Below are 18,426 nucleotides of genomic sequence, written 5' to 3' on the forward strand. Positions count from 1 at the left end.
GGCTACGTTTCCCGCTGTTCGGAGTTCTCCACGTTTCCTTCAATTCCCCTGATGGGCAAGGCTGGAAGGAGCATGTCCGCATGCAGGACCGGAGTCTGTCCAGACGAACCGTCATCGCCTCCGCGACCGTCGTCGCCGCGAGCGCGACGGGCGTCGTAGGTGCCGCGGCCACCCCCGCGGTCGCGCACGGGCGCGACCGGCGCGACCGGCGCCTCAGGAAGCTCATCTCCCGGATGAGCATCGAGGCGAAGATCGGCCAGCTGTTCGTCCCGTACTTCTACGGTACGTCCGCGACCTCCCCCAGCCAGTTCGACCAGGACCGCAACCTCGGGGAACTCGGCGTCCGCACCGTGGCCGAGCTGATCGCCAAGTACCACATCGGCGGAGTCATCTACTTCTCCGGCTGGGCGAACAACATCCAGGACCCCCACCAGATCGCGGACCTGTCCAACGGTGTGCAGCGGGCCTCGCTCGCCCTGCCCACGCCCGTTCCGTCCCTGATCTCCATCGACCAGGAGCACGGGGCCAACGTCCGCATCGGCAGCGGCGCCACCCAGTTGCCGGGCGCGATGGCGCTCGGCGCGGGCCGCTCGCTCTCCGACGCGCGCACCGCCGGGCGGATATCGGGCACCGAACTCGCCGCCCTGGGCATCCATCAGAACTTCGCCCCGGTCGCCGACGTCAACGTCAATCCGGCCAACCCCATCATCAACGTGCGCTCCTTCGGTGCCGACGCCCGCGAGGTCGGCCGCATGGTGGCGGCCCAGGTGACGGGGTACCAGCAGGTCGGCGTCGTGGCCTGCGCCAAGCACTTTCCGGGCCACGGGGACACCGGTCAGGACAGCCACACCGGTCTGCCGGTGATCACCCACACCCGCGAGGAGTGGGAGCGCGTCGACGCCCCGCCCTTCAGGGCCGCGATCGCCGCCGGTGTCGACTCGATCATGACCGCGCACCTCCAGGTCCCCGCGCTCGACCCCAGCAACGACCCGGCCACCCTGTCGCCCGCGATCCTCCAGGGCGTGCTGCGCGACGAACTCGGCTTCGACGGCGTGATCGTCACCGACGCCCTCAACATGCAAGGCGTGCGCACAAAGTACGGCGACGACCGCGTGCCCGTCCTCGCCCTCAAGGCCGGTGCGGACCAACTGCTGTTCCCGCCGGACATCGACGTCGCCTACCACGCGGTCCTGGCCGCCGTCCGCACCGGTGAGATCACCGAGGAGCGACTCGACGAGTCGGTCCTGCGCATCCTGCGCGTCAAGGACAAGGCCGGCCTGTTCGACAACAGCCCCTACGCCTCCCGGAAGGAGGTCGACCGGGTCGTCGGCGCCCGCAGGCACCGGCTCGCCGCCGCGCGGATCGCCGAACGCACCACCACCCTGCTGGTCAACGAGGACGAGGTGCTCCCCCTGCGCCGTCGGCAGCGGAGGCTGCTCGTGGTCGGCGCCAGCCCGGCCTTCCCGACCGACGACACCCGCACCACGGTGCCCGAGCTGGCCGCGGCCTTCGGTGAACTGGGCTACCGCACCTCCCACCTCGCCACCGGCCGGGCGCCCGACGCGGCGAAGATCGACGAGGCGGTGGCCGCGGCACGGGGACGGGACGCGGTGGTGGTCACCACCGACAACGTCAGCGCCACCAGCGCCCAGCGCACCCTGGTGTCCAGGCTGCTCGCGACGGGAGTGCCGGTCGTCCACCTCGCGGTCCGCAACCCCTACGACATCGCCCACCTCGGCGACGTCCGCGCCTCGCTGGCCTCCTACTGCTGGACCGAGGTCGAACTGCGCGCCGCGGCCCGGGTGATCGCCGGTCGGGTCGAGCCGCGCGGCAAGCTGCCCGTGCCCGTCCAGCGGGCCGACGACCCGGCCAAGGTCCTCTTCCGCGCCGGGCACGGCCTGTCGTACGACGACCACCGGGGGCGCTGACGGCCACCGCTCACACCTCTGACTGACACGACAGTCAGGGTCTCAACGGGCTGCTGTTCCCGCAGTTTCCCCCTCGGGCATGTTGAGTTTTCCGCAACACATGTCTAAGGTCGTGGCCCGTGGAAACCGACGACGTCCCCGGCGGCGCACCGAACGCCGACACCGCCGCCCGCGTCCGCGAGGTCATCGCGGCCGCGGGCGTCAGTCAGCGCGAGTTCGCGCGCCGCGTCGTCATGGATCCGTCCAAGCTGTCGCGTTCGCTCAGCGGCACCCGCCGCTTCACGGTCGCGGAGCTGGCACGGATCGCCGACGAGGGGCGGGTCGACGCGGGCCGGCTGCTCGGCACCCGGTCCCGCGAGAAGGCCACGCCACCGGCGGCCGGTGTCGAGGGCGGGCGACCGCTGCAGATCGTCCGCGAGACGGTCCGGCTGATCGCCGAGCACGGTTTCCACGCGGTGCGGGTCGCCGACATCGCCCGCGCCTGCGCCACCAGCAGTGCCGCGATCCACTACCACTTCCCGGGGCGCGCCGAGCTCCTGGAGGCGGCCGTGCGCTGGTGCATGGACGAGGACACCGCGCGCCGTGCCGCCCGTCTCGCCGAGGCGGACGACGCGGCGACGGAGCTGTCCCAGCTCATCGCGCTGCAGACGCCGCGCACCGCGCAGCAGCGCCGCCAGTGGGCGGTGTGGCTCGACCTGTGGGCCGAGGCCGCTCGCTCCACGGCGGTGGGCCGTCTGCATTCCGAGTACTACCGGCAGTGGCGCGAGACCGTCGCCGACGTCGTACGCCGAGGTGTCGGACAGGGCGTCTTCCGCGCCGGGCTCGATCCGCAGGCGGCGGCACTGACGCTGACCGCTCTGATCGACGGCCTGGCGACGCACGTCCTGTCGGTGAGCGGGCCGGCGTCCGCCGGTGCCGCGGACGCGATGCACACGGCGCTGACCACCCACGTCAACGACACGATCCTGGCTCCGTAGCCGAAGAGCCACAACAGCCCCTGCCCTGGCCCATATCCCTCGGGAGGCCCCCGCATGCCCATGACCGAGAACGTCATCGTCACCTGCGCGCTCACGGGCGCCGGCGACACCGTCCGCAAGAGCCCCCACGTCCCCGTCACCCCGGAACAGATAGCCAGGAACGCCGTCGAGGCGGCCGCCGCCGGAGCGGCCGTCGTCCACATCCATGTGCGCGACCCGGAGACCGGCGCTCCGTCCCGCGACCCGAAGCTGTACCGGGAGGTCGTCGAGCGCGTCAAGGAGACCGGCACCGACGTCGTCATCAATCTCACCGCCGGCATGGGCGGCGATCTGGTCATCGACCCGGACGACCCGCTCACCCACCTGCCCGGCACCGACCTCGTCGGCGGTCTGGAGCGCCTTCCGCACGTCGAGGACCTGCTTCCCGACATCTGCACGCTGGACTGCGGCTCGCTCAACTTCGGCGACGGCTCGAACCTCTACGTCTCCACTCCCGACATGCTGCGCGCGGGCGCGCGGCGCATCCAGGAGCTGGGGGTGCGGCCCGAGTTGGAGATATTCGACACGGGTCAGCTGTGGTTCGCCAAGCAGTTGCTCGCCGAGGGCCTGCTCGACGACCCGACCGTCTTCCAGCTGTGCATGGGCATCCCGTGGGGCGCGCCCGCGGACCCCGGGGTGCTCCAGTCGATGGTCAACATGCTGCCGGACGGGGCGCGTTGGGCGAGTTTCGCGCTCGGCCGGATGCAGATGCCGTGGGTCGCGCAGTCGATCCTGCTCGGCGGCCACGTCCGCGTGGGTCTGGAGGACAACCTGTACCTCGGCCGGGGCAACAAGGCGACCAACGCCCAGCTCGTCGAACGGGCCGTGACCCTCACCGAGTCGATGGGCGCCCGCGTCGCGACACCGGACGAGGCCCGCGCCACGCTCGGCCTCAAGCCGCGCAAGTAGCCCACCGCGACCACGAAGGACCCCCTCATGACCTCACCCGAGAACGTCCGCCGCGTCGCCTGTGTCGGCGCCGGAGTCATCGGCGGCGGCTGGGTCGCCCACTTCCTGGCGCGCGGCTACGACGTGACCGCCTGGGACCCGGCGCCCGACGCCGGACCGAGGCTGCGCCGCCTGGTCGAGGCGGCGTGGCCGACGCTCACCCGGCTCGGTCTCGCCGAGGGCGCGTCGACCGACCGGCTCACCGTCACCGGCACGCTGGAACAGGCCGTCGCCGACGCCGAGTTCGTCCAGGAGAGCGCGCCCGAGAAGCTCGCCCTCAAGCGCGATCTGCTGGCCCGCCTGGAGGCGGCGACACCGCCCGGCGTCGTCATCGCCTCGTCCACCTCCGGCTATCCGATGACCGACATGCAGACGACGGCCGCGGACCCCTCGCGCCTGGTCGTCGGCCACCCGTTCAACCCGCCCTACCTCATCCCGCTCGTCGAGGTCGTCGGCGGCGAGCGCACCGACGCGGCGGCGGTGGCCTGGGCCTCCCGCTTCTACGAGGTCGCGGGCAAGTCCGTCATCACGATGGACAACGAGGTCCCGGGCTTCATCGCGAACCGCCTCCAGGAGGCGCTGTGGCGCGAGGCGCTGCACATGGTCGCGAGCGGCGAGGCGACGGTCCGGGACATCGACCTGTCGATCACCGAGGGCCCCGGACTGCGCTGGGCGGTGATGGGACCGATGCTGACGTTCGCGCTCGCGGGCGGCGAGGGCGGCATGGCGCACATGCTGGACCACTTCGGCCCGTCCCTGAAGTCGCCGTGGACGCGCCTTGAGGCGCCGGAACTGGACAAGGAGCTGTACGACGCGGTGGTGTCCGGCTGCGACGAGGCGGCGGACGGCCGCTCCATCGCCGACCTGGTGGCCGAACGCGACCGGGGCGTCGTCGAGGTACTGCGCGCCACCGGCCGCCTGGGCCCCGAGGAGGACTCCCGATGACCGGGCTCCCGCTGCTCCACAGCGCGGTCCGCCCGGAGTGGATCGACTACAACGGCCACCTGAGCGAGGCCTACTACGTCCTCGTCTTCGGTCACGCCACGGACGCGCTGATGATCGAGACGGGCCTGGACTCCGGCTACCGCGAGTCCACCCGCTGTTCCCTCTACACGGTCGAGTCCCACGTCCGCTTCCTCCGCGACGTGCCCGAGGGGGCGCATCTGGCCGTCCGCACCCGTGTGCTGGGCGCGGCGGCCCGCAAGGCGCGTTTCGTGCACGAGATGTACGTGGTGCCCGGGCCGGACGCGGAGCCGGCGCCGGACGCGGCAGCGGTCGCGACGACCGAGCTGCTCGCGGTCCACGTCGACCAGCGGGCGGGGCGGGCCACCGAGTTCCCCGAGTCGGTCCGGCGCCGCTTCACGGAGCTGACCGAGCCGCCTCCTCACTGGGCGGGCCGCTCGATCCCCGCCGTGGCCTGACGCGCGGGGGACCGCCGTCGCGGCGGTCCCCGTCGCCCGACGGGCCGGTGCTCTCGCCGAGGAAGCCGCCCGACTGGTGCCGCCACAGCCTGGCGTAGGCGCCGTCAGCCGCGAGCAGCGTCTCGTGGGGGCCCTGCTCGACGACGCGTCCGCGGTCGAGGACGACGAGGCGGTCCATGCCGGCGACGGTGCTCAGGCGGTGGGCGACCACGAGGGCCGTACGTCCGTCCATCAGCCGCCACAGGGCGTCCTGGACCAGGAGTTCGCTCTCCGAGTCCAGCGCGCTGGTCGCCTCGTCGAGCAGCAGGACCGGGGCGTCGCGCAGGATGGCCCGGGCGAGGGCGACGCGCTGGCGCTGGCCGCCGGACAGCTTCACCCCCCGCTCCCCCACCAGCGTGCCGAAGCCGTCCGGGAGCTGGTCGGCGAACTCGGTGACGTGCGCGGCCGCGGCGGCCGCGTGGATCTCCTCGTCGGTGGCGCCGGGCCGGGCGAAGGCGATGTTGTCCCGCAGGCTGCGGTGGAACATGGCGGGTTCCTGCGGGACGTAGGCGATCAGTGAGCGCAGGTCGCTCTGGCGCAGCAGGCTGATGTCCTGGCCGCCGATCAGGATGCGTCCGCGCTCGATGTCCGACATCCGCAGCAGGAGCCGGGTGAGCGTGGTCTTGCCGCCGCCGGACCTGCCGACCAGGCCGATCCGGGCGCCCGCGGGCACGTCCAGGTCGAGTCCCCGGAAGATCGGCTTCGTGCCCGCGTGCGCGAAGGTCACCGCCTCGAAGCGGATGCCGGAGTCCCGCGGCGCGAGGGGCGCGGGAGCGTCGGCGTCGACCACGGTGGGCGGGTCGAGGAGCAGCTCGGTGAACTGGGCGGCCTCGGTCGTCGAGCTCTCCAGCCGCCGGTAGATCTGGTTGAACTCGAACATGATCTGGGTGGCGTTGGAGTAGTAGGTGAAGGCGACGACGACCTCCTCCACCCCCTGGCCCGGGCCGCCGAAGGCGATGGCGACCAGCAGGCCCAGGACGTTGGTCAGTACGGACATGGGCGCGATCAGGGTGTCGACGCGCAGGTTGCCGTAGTCCCACGATCTCAGCGTCAGGCGCCGGGAGTCCGCGACCCGGCCGCGGTGTTCGGCCGCCTCCCGCCGCTCGGCCGCGAACGCCCGGACGGTCTCCATGTTCATGAGGCTGTCGGCGACATGGCCGGAGACCCGGGCGATCGCGGCCTCCCGGTCGTTGACGAGCCGTTGCCTGCGCCGGATCAGCGGTGTCGCGGTCACCACCGTCAGCGCGATCATCAGGAACAGGCCGACGACGAGCATCGGTTCGTAGCTCCACAGGACCACGGCACCGAACACCAGGGGGACGAGACTGCCCACGATCCGGTACGTCACCGTGTCGACGAAGTCCTCGAAGCGCTTGCCGAAGCTGAGCACCCGTTTGGTCAGGGAGCCGGCGAAGTTGTCGTGGAAGAACGCGGCGTCCTTGGCGAGGAGTTCGTCCATGCCGCTCACGTACAGGTGCTCCATGCCGAGGGCGTCCACGCGGTTCAGGCAGTGCTGCCCGACCCGCCAGACGGCCTCGGCGAGCAGCAGCGTCAGGCCGAAGCCCAGCACGTACGGCAGCGCCCGGCCGAGGGTGAGACCGCCGTCGTCGGCGGCCTGCCCGGCCAGCTTGGCGATCAGCAGGGGCGCGACGTAGCGGATGCCGATGTTGCCCACGGCCGGCAGCAGCAGCGCGGGCAGGGCCAGCCGCCGCAGGCGCAGCAGTTCCCGGCCGTAGCGGCGCAGCGCCAGGACGACCGCACTCCTGCCCGGCGCCGGTCCTCGCGTGTCTGTCGTCACCGTCACACTCCCGGGGGTTCGGAAGCCGGAAGTCTCCCGTCGGACGGGGTCCACAGTCCAGGCATTTAACGCGGACCGTCGAGAACCGGACACCGCGCGGCCCCTCGTGGGGGTGTCTAGACCCTCGGGCCGGGCACGACCTCCCCGAGGACGTCGTCCACCGGGGTGGCGTGCACGCCCAGGATCTTCCCGGTCTCCGAGTGGTCGACGACGAAGGGGTGACCGGGCTCGGTGAGCACCTCGTGCAGCTCCGCCCAGAAGGGTTCGGTGAACGCCAGCATGGTCAGGTCGCGTTCGGTCATCTCCTCCACCCGCGGGTTCGGCGCTCCCGCGAGTCCGGCGAGCCGTCCGGCCAGTTCCCGCACCGACAGGGTCGCGGTGGGGACGTGCCAGGCCCGCCCGTACGCCTGCTCGGTGCGGCTCGCGGCGACCAGCGTGCGGGCGGTGTCGCCGATCGCGGAGTAGCTGTGCGGCACGTCGGGTTCCTGGGGCACCAGGGCGAGCCTGCCGGCCAGGACCTGCCCCTGCACCATGAGGCTGAACACCGAGAAGGCGCCGGCACCGTAGAACTGGGCGGCCCGCACCTCGGTGACCTTCACCCCCGAGGCGGCGGCCTCCTCCCACACCCGCGCTCTGGCCCGCCCCTTGGGACCGGTGGCGGCCAGGGGCAGGCCGGGGCTGATCGGCCCGCTCACCGGGCCGTAGCCGTAGTGGTTGCCGAGCATGACGTACGCGGCCCCGGTCCGCCGCACCGCGCTCAGGAGCGATGCCGACAGGACGGGGAACCGTTCGGGCCACTGGTGGTACGGCGGCGCGGCGGTGGTGAACAGCGTGTCGGCGCCCGCCGTCAGTTCGGTGAGCCGATCGGTGTCGGTCGCGTCCGCGGCCACCTTCTCGACGAGCGGGTGGTCGGGCCCGCGGCCGGTCCGGCTGATCATGCGCACCCGCTCGCCGTCCTCGGCGAGGAGAAGCGCGGTCCTCGACGCGGCTGCCCCGCGCCCGACGATCACATGAGATGTCATGCCGACCACGGTGCCCTCCCACGGCCCCGTGCCATAGTGGCCGCAATGCCAACCATCCGGAGGTTCTGGCCATGCATCGCGTCACCGCGGTCGTCGTGCCGCCCGTGCTGAGCTTCGACGTCTCGATCCCGTTGATGGTGTTCCACAACGTCGAGCACTACGACGTGCGGGTCTGCACGGCGCGGCCCGGTCCGACGCCGACCGTGGGCGGCCCCGACATCGTGGTGCCGGACGGCCTGGACGCGTTGGCCGGTGCCGACACGGTGCTCGCCGTCGGCAGCGGCGGCGAGCCGGCTCCCGAGGAGGTTCTCGACGCCCTGCGGAAGGCCGCGGCCAAGGGCGCGCGGATCGCCTCCCTGTGCACGGGCGCGTTCGTCCTGGCGCAGGCGGGCCTGCTCGACGGGCTGCGCGCCACCACCCACTGGGGGCTGGCGGCCGACCTCGCCACCCGTTTCCCGGCCGTCGACGTGCAGAGCGACCTCCTCTTCGTCGAGGACGGCGGCGTCTTCACCTCGGCGGGCGCCGCGGCCGCCATCGACCTGTGCCTGCATCTGATCAGGGTCGACCACGGCGCCTCGGCGGCCAACGCGGCCGCGCGGCTCGCGGTCGTCCCTCCCGTACGGCCGGGCGGCCAGTCCCAGTTCATCGAGACGCCGCTGCCGCCGGAGCGCGGTACGTCCTTCGCCCCCACCCGTGCCTGGGCGCTCGAACACCTGGACCGCCCGCTCACCCTGACCGACCTGGCGCGGCACGCCGGGACGAGCGTGCGCACCCTGACCCGGCGCTTCCACGCGGAGACCGGACTGAGCCCGCTGCAATGGCTGTTGCACCGGCGCGTCGACCGGGCGAGGGAACTGCTGGAGACCACCCGGCTGCCCATGGACCAGGTGGCCCGAAAGAGCGGTCTGGGCAGTGCGGACTCCCTCCGCAAGCACCTGGTCGCCCGGATCGGGCTGACGCCCACGGCCTACCGCGCCGGCTTCAACCCGTCGGGCACGCGCGCGGAGGTGTAGCCGCGCGTCACCCACCTCTGCAGGTGCGGGGCTCCGGCCAGCAGGTTCCGGTAGGTGTGGACGGCATGGTGGGCTGGACGAGCGCCACTCCGAGCCCTTTGGCGATCATCGACTGCAACTGGTCGAGGGCGTGGAACTCGTGGGTGTCCGTGGGCCGGAACCCCGCGGCCCGGCAGGCGTCGTAGAAGGCACCGGGCCAGCCCACTCCGTCGTCGTGGGAGACGAACCAGGTGTCCTCGGACAGTTCCTCCAGCGGGACCTCGATGCGGTGCGCCAGCGGATGGCCGACGTGCAGGGCCACGAAGACCGGCACGGTGTTGATGGCGCGGTGTGCGAGCCCGGAGGAGTACCGCACGGGCAGCCCCGGGTAGTCGACGCCCAGGGCGGCGTCGAGTTCGCCGGCCTCCAGCAGCCCGAGGAGTTCGCCGGTGGCGTAGACGCTGCTGACGGAGACCGCGAGATCCGGGCAGGCCTCGCGGAGGGCGTCCAGGAGCGTCGGCACCACCGGTGTGTTGGTGACGCCGAGCCGGAGTCTGCGGACCGGCGCGGGCGGGCCGCCCGTCCTGTGTCGCCGTCCGAGAGCATCGGCGCGGGTGACGATGTCCCGGGCCTGGCTCACGACGTCGGCACCGTAGGCGGTCAGCTCCACGCCCGTGCGGCTGCGCGCGAACAGCCCTTCGCCGAGCAGTCGCTCGATCCGGCGCAGCTGGGTGCTCAACGCCGGCTGGGTGTACCCGAGCGCGGCCGCCGCCCGGCCGACGCTCCCGGAATCGGCGATCGCGCACAGCACACGCAAGTGGCGCAGCTCCAGTTCCATCGGTACACCTCGTCGTGTGGCGGGAACGGGCGTCCATTATGCGTTCGCCGACCGGTCGGCTCCCGGCCGGGAATCCGAAGGTTATGCAGGGTCCGCGTGTTCTCTTATGGCCCGGCCCGTTGTCCGGCCGAATCCGCCGTGGCAATCTCGACTCCGCCTCCTGCCCCTCCTGGAGAGCCGGACGAGAGCAAGGGAGTCACCACTGCGCCGACCCGGCAGCGCGGGCCCGCACCGACCGTCGACACAACGTGACATTGTATAGTGGGGGGTCATTGGCTGGTCGGACGCAGGAGCACGGATGCCGCATCTCAAGTCCCAGGCGATCTCCGTCCAGACCCATCTGCGTGACCAGGTCGGCGACGCGCTCCGGGCCGCCCTCATCGCCGGTGACCTGCGCCCGGGGGTCGTCTACTCCGCCCCCACCCTCGCCGCGGAGCTGGGCGTCTCCGCGACTCCGGTGCGCGAGGCCATGCTGGACCTGGCCAGGGAGGGCCTGGTCGAAGCGGTGCGCAACAAGGGTTTCCGGGTCACCGAGATGACCGAGCGGGACCTCGACGAGTTCACCGAGATCCGAGCCCTGATCGAGGTTCCCACCGTGGGCCGCGTCGCCGCGACGGCGACCGCGGAGCAACTGGAGGCGCTGCGCCCGCTGGCACAGCAGATCGTCACCGCGGCCCAGAAGCACGACGTCCTCAAGTACCTCGAAGCAGATCACCGGTTCCACCTGGAGCTGCTGGCCCTGGCGGGCAACCACCATCTCGTGGAGGTGGTGGCCGATCTGCGCAAGCGTTCGCGCCTGTTCGGGCTGGGCAGCCTGAACGAGACGGGGCGGCTGGTCGCTTCCGCCCAGGAGCACATCGACCTTCTGGACCTGATGGCGGCCGGCCGCGGCGGCGAGGCCGAGGAGTGCATGCGCCGCCATCTCGCGCACGTCCGCACACTGTGGGCGGACGGCAGGACGAACGCCGAGGACTGAGCCGAAGGGCGCGCCCCGGCTCTCAACTTCCCTTTGACACAGGTCACTTGGTGACGACGGAAACCGTTGGACCGTGATTCCGTCCGGGCACTTCCCATGCCATGTCACCTGTGCAATGGTACATGGCACAAGTTGTGGTCATGCCCACATCAAGGCATCGGTCGTGCCCCCGTCCGTTCGACGGCGCGGCCCTCCCCGATCCACGACTCCTTCACCCTCCATGGGCCCCGCATCGCGTGGTCCCCACCCTCATGGGAGGCACAGTGAGAACGTCATGTGTCCGGCGGCGTCTGGGGGCGGCCCTGCCGCTTGCCCTGACCGTCGCCATGGGCGTCGGCCTGCCGGCGCAGCCGGCCGGTGCCCTGCCCGCGGCCCCCGTGTCCGCCGCACGGGCCGCGCACACGGGACAGCAGCAGGCCGGTCCCCCGCCCGTGGCCCAGTCCGCCACCGCCCCGAGCGAGCATGTGGGCAAGGGGCGGCTGACGGCCTCGGCGATTCCTCCGCTGGCGGCGGGCAAGGACGTGCTCAAGCAGTCCTACGGACAGCCTGAAGAACACCCGGAACCTCGGGTCTCGGACCGGAAGAAGACCACCGTCCGGGCCGCCGCGTGCGACGTCTCCGCCTTCACCACCCGCACCGGCGGCGCACTGGTGCGGCAGATCAAGTCATCCACGACCGACTGCGTCAACACCCTGTTCAACCTGACCGGAAGCGACGCCTACCAGGCCTTCCGCGAGGCGCAGATGACCACCGTCGCCTACGCCCTGCGCGACGGTTCGGCGTCCTACCCCGGCAACGCGAGCACCGGCATGCCGCAGCTCGTGCTCTACCTCCGCGCCGGCTACTACGTGCACTACTACAACGCCGACACGGTGGGCACGTACGGCAGCGGCCTGCAGACCGCGATACGCGCGGGGCTCGACGCCTTCTTCGCCAGTCCGCACTCCCGCGACGTCGGCGACGCCAACGGTGAGACCCTCTCCGAGGCCGTCACCCTGATCGACAGTGCCGAGGAGAACGCCCGCTACATCCACGTCGTCAAGCGGCTGCTGGCGGACTACGACTCCTCCTGGAACTCCTCCTGGTGGATGCTCAACGCGGTCAACAACGTCTACACGGTGACCTTCCGCGGTCACCAGGTGCCCGCGTTCGTGAGCGCCGTCCAGTCGGACCCCGGCCTGCTCGACGCCCTGTACGGCTTCGCGGCCGGTCACCTCTCGCTCCTGGGTACGGACCAGTCCTACCTCACCTCCAACGCCGGACGTGAACTCGGCAGGTTCCTGCAGCACTCCGCTCTGCGGAGCAAGGTCCGCCCGCTGGCGACCGGTCTGCTGAAGTCGAGCGCGATCACCGGTGACACCGCGCCGCTCTGGGTCGGCGTGGCCGAGATGACCGCCTACTACGACCCCGCCAACTGCTCCTCCTACGGCACCTGCGACCTGCCGGCCCAGCTGGCGAAGGCGGTGCTGCCGGTGACGTACACGTGCAGTTCCAGCATCACCATCAGGGCCCAGCAGATGTCGTCGGGCGAACTGTCGTCCAGCTGTGACAGCCTGCGCGGCCAGGACGCCTACTTCCACTCGGTCGCCCGGGACGGCGGGCCGGTCGCGGGCGACCGGAACGGCACGATCGAGGTCGTGGTCTTCGACTCGAGCACCGACTACCAGACCTACGCCGGTGCCATGTTCGGAATCGACACCAACAACGGCGGCATGTACCTGGAGGGCGACCCGTCGGCGACCGGCAACCAGCCGCGCTTCATCGCCTACGAGGCCGAATGGCTGCGCCCCGACTTCCAGATCTGGAACCTCAACCACGAATACACCCACTACCTCGACGGCCGTTTCGACATGTACGGCGACTTCGACGCCAACATCACCACCCCGACCATCTGGTGGGTCGAAGGATTCGCCGAGTACGTCTCCTACTCCTACCGCGGCGTTCCGTACACCGAGGCGATGACCGAGGCCGGCCGCGGCACCTACGCGCTGAGCACCCTCTTCGACACCACGTACAGCCACGACACCACCCGCGTCTACCGCTGGGGCTACCTCGCCACGCGGTACATGCTCGAGAGGCACCGCGCCGACCTGGACACGGTGCTCGGCCACTACCGCGCCGGCGACTGGGACGCCGCCCGCGCCTATCTGACCGGCACCATCGGCACCCGCTACGACGACGACTGGCACACCTGGCTGGCGGGCTGCGCCGCCGGTGACTGCGGCGGCGGCACCGACACCGGCACCGAGTGCACCGGCACCGACACCAGGGAGCTGGGCCGGAACTGCCGGCGGAGCGACCGGTCCGCCACCACCGGGAACTACGCGTACCTCTACCTCTACGTCCCGGCCGACACCGCGCGACTGACCATCACCGCCTCCGGTGGCACGGGCGACGCGGACCTGTACTACAGCGACAGCGGCTGGCCGGGCACCACCGGCTACACGCGGCGTGACACGGGCGTCGGCAACGGCCACACCCTGACCGTCGACCACCCGGCGGCCGGCGCCCACTACATCAGCCTGTACGCGGTGGACGGCTTCGACGGGGTGAGCGTCGCAACCGGATACTGACCCGGCGCGGACCCGGCACGGGAACGACCGGCGCACCGAGGCCCGGGGTGGCGCGAAGCCGCCCCGGGCCGCGGGCGTGGGTGCCGTGCTCAGAGGGTGAAACCCGCCGGATAGGGGTCCGAGGGATCGAGCAGGTACTGCGCGGTGCCGGTGATCCAGGCCCGGCCGGTGACGGAGGGCAGGACGGCCGGGCGGCCCCCGACCGTCGTCTCCCCGAGGATTCGCCCGACGAAGCGGGAGCCGATGAACGACTCGTTGACGAAGTCCCGGCCGGCCGGCAGCAGGCCACGGGCGTGCAGTTGCGCCATGCGGGCGCTGGTGCCCGTGCCGCAGGGCGACCGGTCGAACCATCCCGGATGGATCGCCATGGCGTGCCGCGAGTGCTCCGCGGTCGATCCGGGCGCTTCGAGGTAGACGTGGTGGCACACGTCGATGTCCGGATTCTCGGGGTGGGACACCGGGTTCTGCTTGTTGATCGCGTCCATGACGGCCAGTCCGGCGTCCAGCAGCGGCTGCTTGTGCGCCCGCTCGAAGGGGATGCCGAGGTCGTCGGTGCGGACGAAGGCGTAGAAGTTGCCGCCGTAGGCGATGTCGTAGCGCACCTGCCCGTGTCCGGGGACGTCGACGACCTGGTCGAGTGCGTGGCAGTACGACGCCACGTTCTCCAGGGTCACCGACTCGGCGTGGCCTTCGCGCACCCGCACCCGGGCCGTGACCAGTCCGGCCGGGGTGTCGAGCCGGACCGTCGTCTCCGGCTCGGTCACCTCGACCATGCCGGTCTCGACCAGGACCGTCGCGACACCGATGGTCCCGTGCCCGCACATCGGCAGGCAGCCGGAGACCTCGATGAAGAGCACGCCGTAGTCGGCGTCCGGCCGGGTGGGGGGCTGCAGGATCGCCCCGGACATCGACGCGTGTCCGCGGGGTTCGCACATGAGCAGGGTGCGCAGGTGGTCGCGTTCCGCGACGAAACGCCGCCGCCGCTCGAACATCGTGGCGCCGGGGAGGACGCCCACCCCGCCCGTGATCACGCGGGTGGGCATCCCCTCGGTGTGCGAGTCGACGGCGTGGTAGCAGACCGTCGAACGCATCGTCAGTTCACCCCGGCGTCGACGAGGGCCTGGGTGGCGGCGCGCACGACCGCCTCGGTCTCCGGGCCGAGCGGCTGTCGCGGCGGGCGGCAGGGGCCACCCCGGCGGCTGGTCAGCTCCTGGCCGAGCTTGATGGCCTGGACGAACTCCGTCTTGCTGTCCCACCGCAGCACCGGGTGCAGTTGCCGGTAGAGCGGCAGCGCCGTCTCCAGGTCGCCCCGGACGGACGCCTCGTACAGCGCGAGACAGGCCCGGGGGAAGACCTGCGGGTAACCGGCGACCCAGCCCTTGGCGCCGGCGAGGGCGACCTCCAGCACGGTGTCGTCGGTGCCGATCATGAGGTCGAGGCCGGGGGCCAGCTCGGAGATCTCGTAGCAGCGCCGGACGTCGCCGGAGAATTCCTTGACGCCGACGATGTAGCCCTCGGCGTGCAGCTTGGCCAGCAGGTCGGGGCGCAGGTCGACCTTGGTGTCGATGGGGTTGTTGTAGGCGGTGACGGGCAGGCCCACCGAGGCCACCCGTTCGAAGTGCTGGAGCACCGCGCGGTCGTCGGCGCGGTAGGCGTTGGGCGGCAGGCACATGACGGCCTGGCAGCCCGCGTCCTTGGCGAACCGGGCGTGCCGCTCGGCCTCGCGACCGCCGTAGGCGCCGACGCCCGGCATGACGGTGAAGCCCTCGGGGGCGTTCGCGACGGCGGTCTCGACGACGCGGTCGCGCTCCTCGTACGTGAGGGTCTGGTACTCGCCCAGCGAGCCGTTCGGCGCGACGCCGTGCATCCCCTGCGCGGCGAGGTGGGCGACGCTCTCACCGTAGGCCGCGAAGTCGACCGAGAGGTCGTCGTGGAACGGCAGACCGGTCGCGACGATGACGCCGTGCCAGGGCTTGCGGGTCTCGCTCATGGACACTCCTTGTCGGTTTCACTGCTGTTTCACTGCTGTCCGTCGAGGTCGGCGAGGGCCCCGAGGGTGACGGGCGTCGCGACGAGCCGTTCCGCGGGCTCGTAGGCCCGCAGCCGCGCCGTGAGGCAGTGCACGGCGGGGCCGCACATCCGCCCCTGGCACCAGCCCATGCCGGCCCGGGTCAGTTGCTTGATCTGCCGGTGGTCGTGCGCGCCGTCGGCGCGGGCGGTCCGGATCGCCCCGGCGGTCACCTCCTCGCAGCGGCACACGACGGTCTCGTCGGTCAGCCACGAGGACCAGGCCGCAGGAACCGGATGGGCCAGCGCCATCGCCCGGGCGAAGGCGCGTTGCCGGTCCACCGCCGAACGCAGCGCCGCCAGGCGCCTGTTCGCCGGTACGGGGGCGGCACCGGCGGTGGCGCGGGCGTCGGCGAGGACCGACGCCGCGGCCAGCCGGCCCTCGTTCACGGCGAGTGCCGCCCCGCCCACCCCGCACGTCTCCCCCGCCGCGTAGAGGCCGGGGACGGTGGTGCGCTGGCCCCCGTCGACCGCGACCACCGCGTTGCCGTCCGCCGAGTCCGTGAGGGAAGCCCCGAGGGGAACGAGCAGGTCGAGTTGGGGTGCGAAGCCCCAGCCGACGCCGACGGCGTCCACCTCCACGCGTCGTTCGGTACCCGGGCGCGGGCTGCCGTCCGGGGCCAGCGAGGCGATCCGTACCGACGTCACGCGTGCGCCGCCCTCCGCGGCGACGATGGCCGTGCGCGGGCGGACCGGGACGCGGTGGCGCACGAGCGTGGCGGCGTACCCGGCGCCCTCGGCCCACTTGTCGGGGTTGCGCAGCAGTGGGCCGGGGTGCCGCAGCCAGGCCCGCGGGTGGGCCGCCTCGCACACCGCGACCACCTCGACGCCGCGGGCCGCGAGTCCGGCGGCGACCGGCAGCAGGAACGGGCCGGTGCCGCCCAGCGCGACCCGGCTGCCTGCGGCCACACCGCCGCCCTTGAGCAGGGCCTGCATCCCTCCGGCGGTCAGCACTCCGGGCAGGTCCCATCCCGGGAAGGGCAGTTGACGGTCGTAGGCGCCGGTGGCCACCAGGAGTCTCGGCGCCCGCAGGACGACGGCCCTCTCCCGCGGCGCCTCGCGGCGGTCGACCGCGTGGACCGCGAAACCGTCGCCCTCGCGGACCGCGGACCACGCGTGGTGTCCCAGGCGCAGGTCGAGCCGGCCCGCCGTCCGGTGTGCCGCCAGCGCCTTGCACAGGGCGCGGTACCGGTCCAGTCCGTGGTGCAGGTCGTCGGTCGGTACGGCCGCCCGCGCGTGCTCGGGCGGGTGGCGCCAGTACTGACCGCCGAGGGCGGTTCCGGAGTCCAGCAGGGCGACGCGCAGCCCGCCGGCCAGTGCCGTGGCCGCGGCGGCCATGCCTGCCGGGCCCGCGCCGACGACGACGAGGTCCGCGTGCTCAGTCATCGTCACCCTCCAGGGTCGTGACGGTCATGCCCGGCCGGGCCGGCACCAGGCAGGCGCGCTGCCCGCGGGCCCCGTCGACGGTGACGAGGCAGTCGAAGCAGACGCCGATGCCGCAGAAGACGCCACGCGGGCGGTGTCCGACGCGGGTGGTGCGCCAGGCGAGGCGGCCCGCCGCGACGAGGGCCGCGGCGACGGTCTGGCCCTCGGCGTACGGCAGGGGCTCGCCGTCGACGACGATCTCGCTCACTGGGGCACACCTCCGGAGGTGAGGAAGCGGTCGGGGAGAAGGGCGGTGTGGGCGGCCGGATCGGCGCCGCGCCAGGGTCGGCCGAGCAGGTGGGCCGTGACGAGGGCGCCGGTGGCGGGGGCGAGGCCGATGCCCGCCCCCTCGTGGCCGCAGGCGTGCACGACGCCCGGCACCCGCGGGTCGGGGCCCACCACCGGCAGGTGGTCCGGGCAGTACGGCCGGAACCCGCGGTAGGCGCGCATCAGATGGACTCCGCGCAGGAAGGGGAAGAGCCGGCACGCCTGGGCCGCGAGCCGGGCGACCACGGCGGTGTTCATCGTGGTGTCGAAACCGACGCGCTCCCGGCTGGCCCCGATGAGGATCGTGCCGCCGCGCGTGCCCTCCACGACGCACGAGGTCTCCAGTCCCGCGTCGGAGGAGGCGACGTTGGCCACGTAGTCGGCGGAGTAGACCTTGTGCCGGACCATCGGCGGCAGCGGTTCGGTCACCAGGACGAAGCCGCGGCGCGGCAGCACCTCGACGGGGGCGCCGAGCCGCCGTCCGACCTCACCGCCCCAGGTCCCGGCGGCGTTGACGACGGCGTCGGCGGGCAGCACGGCACCGGCGGCCGTCCGGACACCGGTGACGCGGCCGTCCCGGCCGGTCACCGCCCCGGCCACCTCGCCCGGGTGGAAGCGCGCGCCGCGCCGTACGGCGGCCCGCAGCAGCGCGGCCGCCGCCAGCACGGGCTGCACCTGCGCGTCCTGCGGGTAGTGGACGCCGCCGGGGATCCCGGGCGCGAGGTGGGGTTCGAGGTCCCGCACCCGGTCGACCCGCTCGACGCGGACACCGGCCGCCTCCTGCCGGGCGGCGAACTCCTGGAGCGCCGCGAGGTTCTCGGCGCCGCTCGCGACCACCAGGCCGCCCTTGGCCTCCAGTTCGAGGGAGTCGGGTCCCAGCTCACGGCCGGCCTCGTCCCACAGGGTGCGGCTCAGCCGGGCCAGGTCGAGTTCGGCGCCGGGTTCCTTGTCGGAGAGGAGGACGTTGCCCTCTCCTCGGCTGGTCGTCCCGGCGCCGACGGGTCCGCGGTCGGTGACCGTGACGTCCAGGCCCGCCGAGGCGGCGTGGAAGGCACAGGCGGCTCCGACGACACCCGCGCCCACGACGACGACTTTCCGGGTCAACGGCTCCTCCTC

At 72.5% G+C, this 18,426-nt stretch carries 16 protein-coding genes; 8 read left to right on the forward strand and 8 right to left on the reverse strand.

Annotated features, from left to right (window positions below; translation table 11 throughout):
- Nucleotides 1–80: 80 nt before the first annotated feature.
- From ACFV9J_RS17940 to ACFV9J_RS17960, 5 genes are all read left to right on the forward strand, one after another.
- On the forward strand, nucleotides 81–1,928 hold the full coding sequence (locus tag ACFV9J_RS17940) for a glycoside hydrolase family 3 protein (RefSeq protein ID WP_385355293.1): 1,848 nt from the start codon (nucleotides 81–83) through the stop codon (nucleotides 1,926–1,928).
- Between the two features lie 119 nt (nucleotides 1,929–2,047).
- Nucleotides 2,048–2,905, forward strand: coding sequence for a TetR family transcriptional regulator C-terminal domain-containing protein (locus ACFV9J_RS17945; protein ID WP_385355295.1), 858 nt, complete (start codon nucleotides 2,048–2,050; stop codon nucleotides 2,903–2,905).
- A 54-nt stretch (nucleotides 2,906–2,959) separates the two neighbouring features.
- Nucleotides 2,960–3,853, forward strand: coding sequence for a 3-keto-5-aminohexanoate cleavage protein (locus ACFV9J_RS17950; RefSeq protein WP_385355298.1), 894 nt, complete (start codon nucleotides 2,960–2,962; stop codon nucleotides 3,851–3,853).
- 27 nt (nucleotides 3,854–3,880) lie between these two features.
- Entirely contained in the window at nucleotides 3,881–4,837 is a 957-nt protein-coding gene (locus ACFV9J_RS17955; RefSeq protein WP_385355300.1) for a 3-hydroxyacyl-CoA dehydrogenase NAD-binding domain-containing protein, read from the forward strand.
- Nucleotides 4,834–5,313 (forward strand): thioesterase family protein, encoded by a 480-nt coding sequence (locus tag ACFV9J_RS17960; protein ID WP_385355302.1) that lies wholly within the window; start codon nucleotides 4,834–4,836, stop codon nucleotides 5,311–5,313. Before ACFV9J_RS17955 ends, ACFV9J_RS17960 begins: the two co-directional genes overlap by 4 nt.
- Here the strand turns inward: ACFV9J_RS17960 and ACFV9J_RS17965 are convergent.
- Nucleotides 5,252–7,150, reverse strand: coding sequence for an ABC transporter ATP-binding protein (locus ACFV9J_RS17965; RefSeq protein WP_385355304.1), 1,899 nt, complete (start codon nucleotides 7,148–7,150; stop codon nucleotides 5,252–5,254). The genes ACFV9J_RS17960 and ACFV9J_RS17965 overlap by 62 nt on opposite strands.
- 116 nt (nucleotides 7,151–7,266) lie before the next feature.
- A complete protein-coding gene (locus tag ACFV9J_RS17970) occupies nucleotides 7,267–8,172 on the reverse strand; it encodes an NAD-dependent epimerase (protein ID WP_385355306.1) in 906 nt (301 codons plus the stop codon).
- Between the two features lie 71 nt (nucleotides 8,173–8,243).
- On the opposite strand from ACFV9J_RS17970, the gene ACFV9J_RS17975 reads away from it, so the two are divergent.
- A complete protein-coding gene (locus ACFV9J_RS17975) occupies nucleotides 8,244–9,185 on the forward strand; it encodes a GlxA family transcriptional regulator (RefSeq protein ID WP_385355308.1) in 942 nt (313 codons plus the stop codon).
- Between the two features lie 7 nt (nucleotides 9,186–9,192).
- Here ACFV9J_RS17975 and ACFV9J_RS17980 read toward each other — a convergent pair whose 3' ends face one another.
- Nucleotides 9,193–10,002, reverse strand: coding sequence for a LysR family transcriptional regulator (locus tag ACFV9J_RS17980; RefSeq protein ID WP_385355310.1), 810 nt, complete (start codon nucleotides 10,000–10,002; stop codon nucleotides 9,193–9,195).
- Nucleotides 10,003–10,300: 298 nt separating this feature from the next.
- On the opposite strand from ACFV9J_RS17980, the gene ACFV9J_RS17985 reads away from it, so the two are divergent.
- Both ACFV9J_RS17985 and ACFV9J_RS17990 read left to right on the forward strand, forming a co-directional pair.
- The gene (locus ACFV9J_RS17985) at nucleotides 10,301–10,978 is read left to right on the forward strand and encodes a GntR family transcriptional regulator (RefSeq protein ID WP_385355312.1); all 678 of its coding nucleotides are present in this window, start codon (nucleotides 10,301–10,303) and stop codon (nucleotides 10,976–10,978) included.
- A 263-nt stretch (nucleotides 10,979–11,241) separates the two neighbouring features.
- On the forward strand, nucleotides 11,242–13,551 hold the full coding sequence (locus ACFV9J_RS17990; RefSeq protein ID WP_385355315.1) for a M9 family metallopeptidase: 2,310 nt from the start codon (nucleotides 11,242–11,244) through the stop codon (nucleotides 13,549–13,551).
- 89 nt (nucleotides 13,552–13,640) lie between these two features.
- On the opposite strand, the gene ACFV9J_RS17995 is transcribed toward ACFV9J_RS17990, so the two are convergent.
- The 5 genes from ACFV9J_RS17995 to ACFV9J_RS18015 are packed head-to-tail and all read right to left on the reverse strand — an operon-like array spanning nucleotide 13,641 to nucleotide 18,414.
- On the reverse strand, nucleotides 13,641–14,642 hold the full coding sequence (locus tag ACFV9J_RS17995; RefSeq protein WP_385355319.1) for a proline racemase family protein: 1,002 nt from the start codon (nucleotides 14,640–14,642) through the stop codon (nucleotides 13,641–13,643).
- A 2-nt stretch (nucleotides 14,643–14,644) separates the two neighbouring features.
- Nucleotides 14,645–15,541 (reverse strand): dihydrodipicolinate synthase family protein, encoded by an 897-nt coding sequence (locus tag ACFV9J_RS18000; RefSeq protein ID WP_385355322.1) that lies wholly within the window; start codon nucleotides 15,539–15,541, stop codon nucleotides 14,645–14,647.
- A gap of 29 nt (nucleotides 15,542–15,570) precedes the next feature.
- Nucleotides 15,571–17,004 (reverse strand): FAD-dependent oxidoreductase, encoded by a 1,434-nt coding sequence (locus tag ACFV9J_RS18005; protein WP_385355324.1) that lies wholly within the window; start codon nucleotides 17,002–17,004, stop codon nucleotides 15,571–15,573.
- Nucleotides 16,997–17,251, reverse strand: a complete 255-nt coding sequence (locus ACFV9J_RS18010) for a (2Fe-2S)-binding protein (RefSeq protein WP_385355327.1) — start codon at nucleotides 17,249–17,251, stop codon at nucleotides 16,997–16,999. Before ACFV9J_RS18010 ends, ACFV9J_RS18005 begins: the two co-directional genes overlap by 8 nt.
- On the reverse strand, nucleotides 17,248–18,414 hold the full coding sequence (locus tag ACFV9J_RS18015) for an NAD(P)/FAD-dependent oxidoreductase (protein WP_385355330.1): 1,167 nt from the start codon (nucleotides 18,412–18,414) through the stop codon (nucleotides 17,248–17,250). The genes ACFV9J_RS18010 and ACFV9J_RS18015 overlap by 4 nt, the downstream gene beginning before the upstream one ends.
- Nucleotides 18,415–18,426: the final 12 nt, after the last annotated feature.

Origin of the sequence: Streptomyces sp. NPDC059906 (assembly GCF_042730645.1) — a bacterium.
Lineage (GTDB): Bacteria > Actinomycetota > Actinomycetes > Streptomycetales > Streptomycetaceae > Streptomyces > Streptomyces rubrogriseus.

Excerpts from the sequence above, each read along its gene's own strand:
- ACFV9J_RS17940 (WP_385355293.1), top strand. The coding sequence starts at position 81 with ATGCAGGACCGGAGTCTGTCCAGACGAACCGTCATCGCCTCCGCGACC.
- ACFV9J_RS17950 (WP_385355298.1), top strand. The coding sequence starts at position 2,960 with ATGCCCATGACCGAGAACGTCATCGTCACCTGCGCGCTCACGGGCGCC.
- ACFV9J_RS17955 (WP_385355300.1), top strand. The coding sequence starts at position 3,881 with ATGACCTCACCCGAGAACGTCCGCCGCGTCGCCTGTGTCGGCGCCGGA.
- ACFV9J_RS17960 (WP_385355302.1), top strand. The coding sequence starts at position 4,834 with ATGACCGGGCTCCCGCTGCTCCACAGCGCGGTCCGCCCGGAGTGGATC.
- ACFV9J_RS17970 (WP_385355306.1), bottom strand. The coding sequence starts at position 8,172 with ATGACATCTCATGTGATCGTCGGGCGCGGGGCAGCCGCGTCGAGGACC.
- ACFV9J_RS17975 (WP_385355308.1), top strand. The coding sequence starts at position 8,244 with ATGCATCGCGTCACCGCGGTCGTCGTGCCGCCCGTGCTGAGCTTCGAC.
- ACFV9J_RS17980 (WP_385355310.1), bottom strand. The coding sequence starts at position 10,002 with ATGGAACTGGAGCTGCGCCACTTGCGTGTGCTGTGCGCGATCGCCGAT.
- ACFV9J_RS17985 (WP_385355312.1), top strand. The coding sequence starts at position 10,301 with ATGCCGCATCTCAAGTCCCAGGCGATCTCCGTCCAGACCCATCTGCGT.
- ACFV9J_RS17995 (WP_385355319.1), bottom strand. The coding sequence starts at position 14,642 with ATGCGTTCGACGGTCTGCTACCACGCCGTCGACTCGCACACCGAGGGG.
- ACFV9J_RS18000 (WP_385355322.1), bottom strand. The coding sequence starts at position 15,541 with ATGAGCGAGACCCGCAAGCCCTGGCACGGCGTCATCGTCGCGACCGGT.
- ACFV9J_RS18005 (WP_385355324.1), bottom strand. The coding sequence starts at position 17,004 with ATGACTGAGCACGCGGACCTCGTCGTCGTCGGCGCGGGCCCGGCAGGC.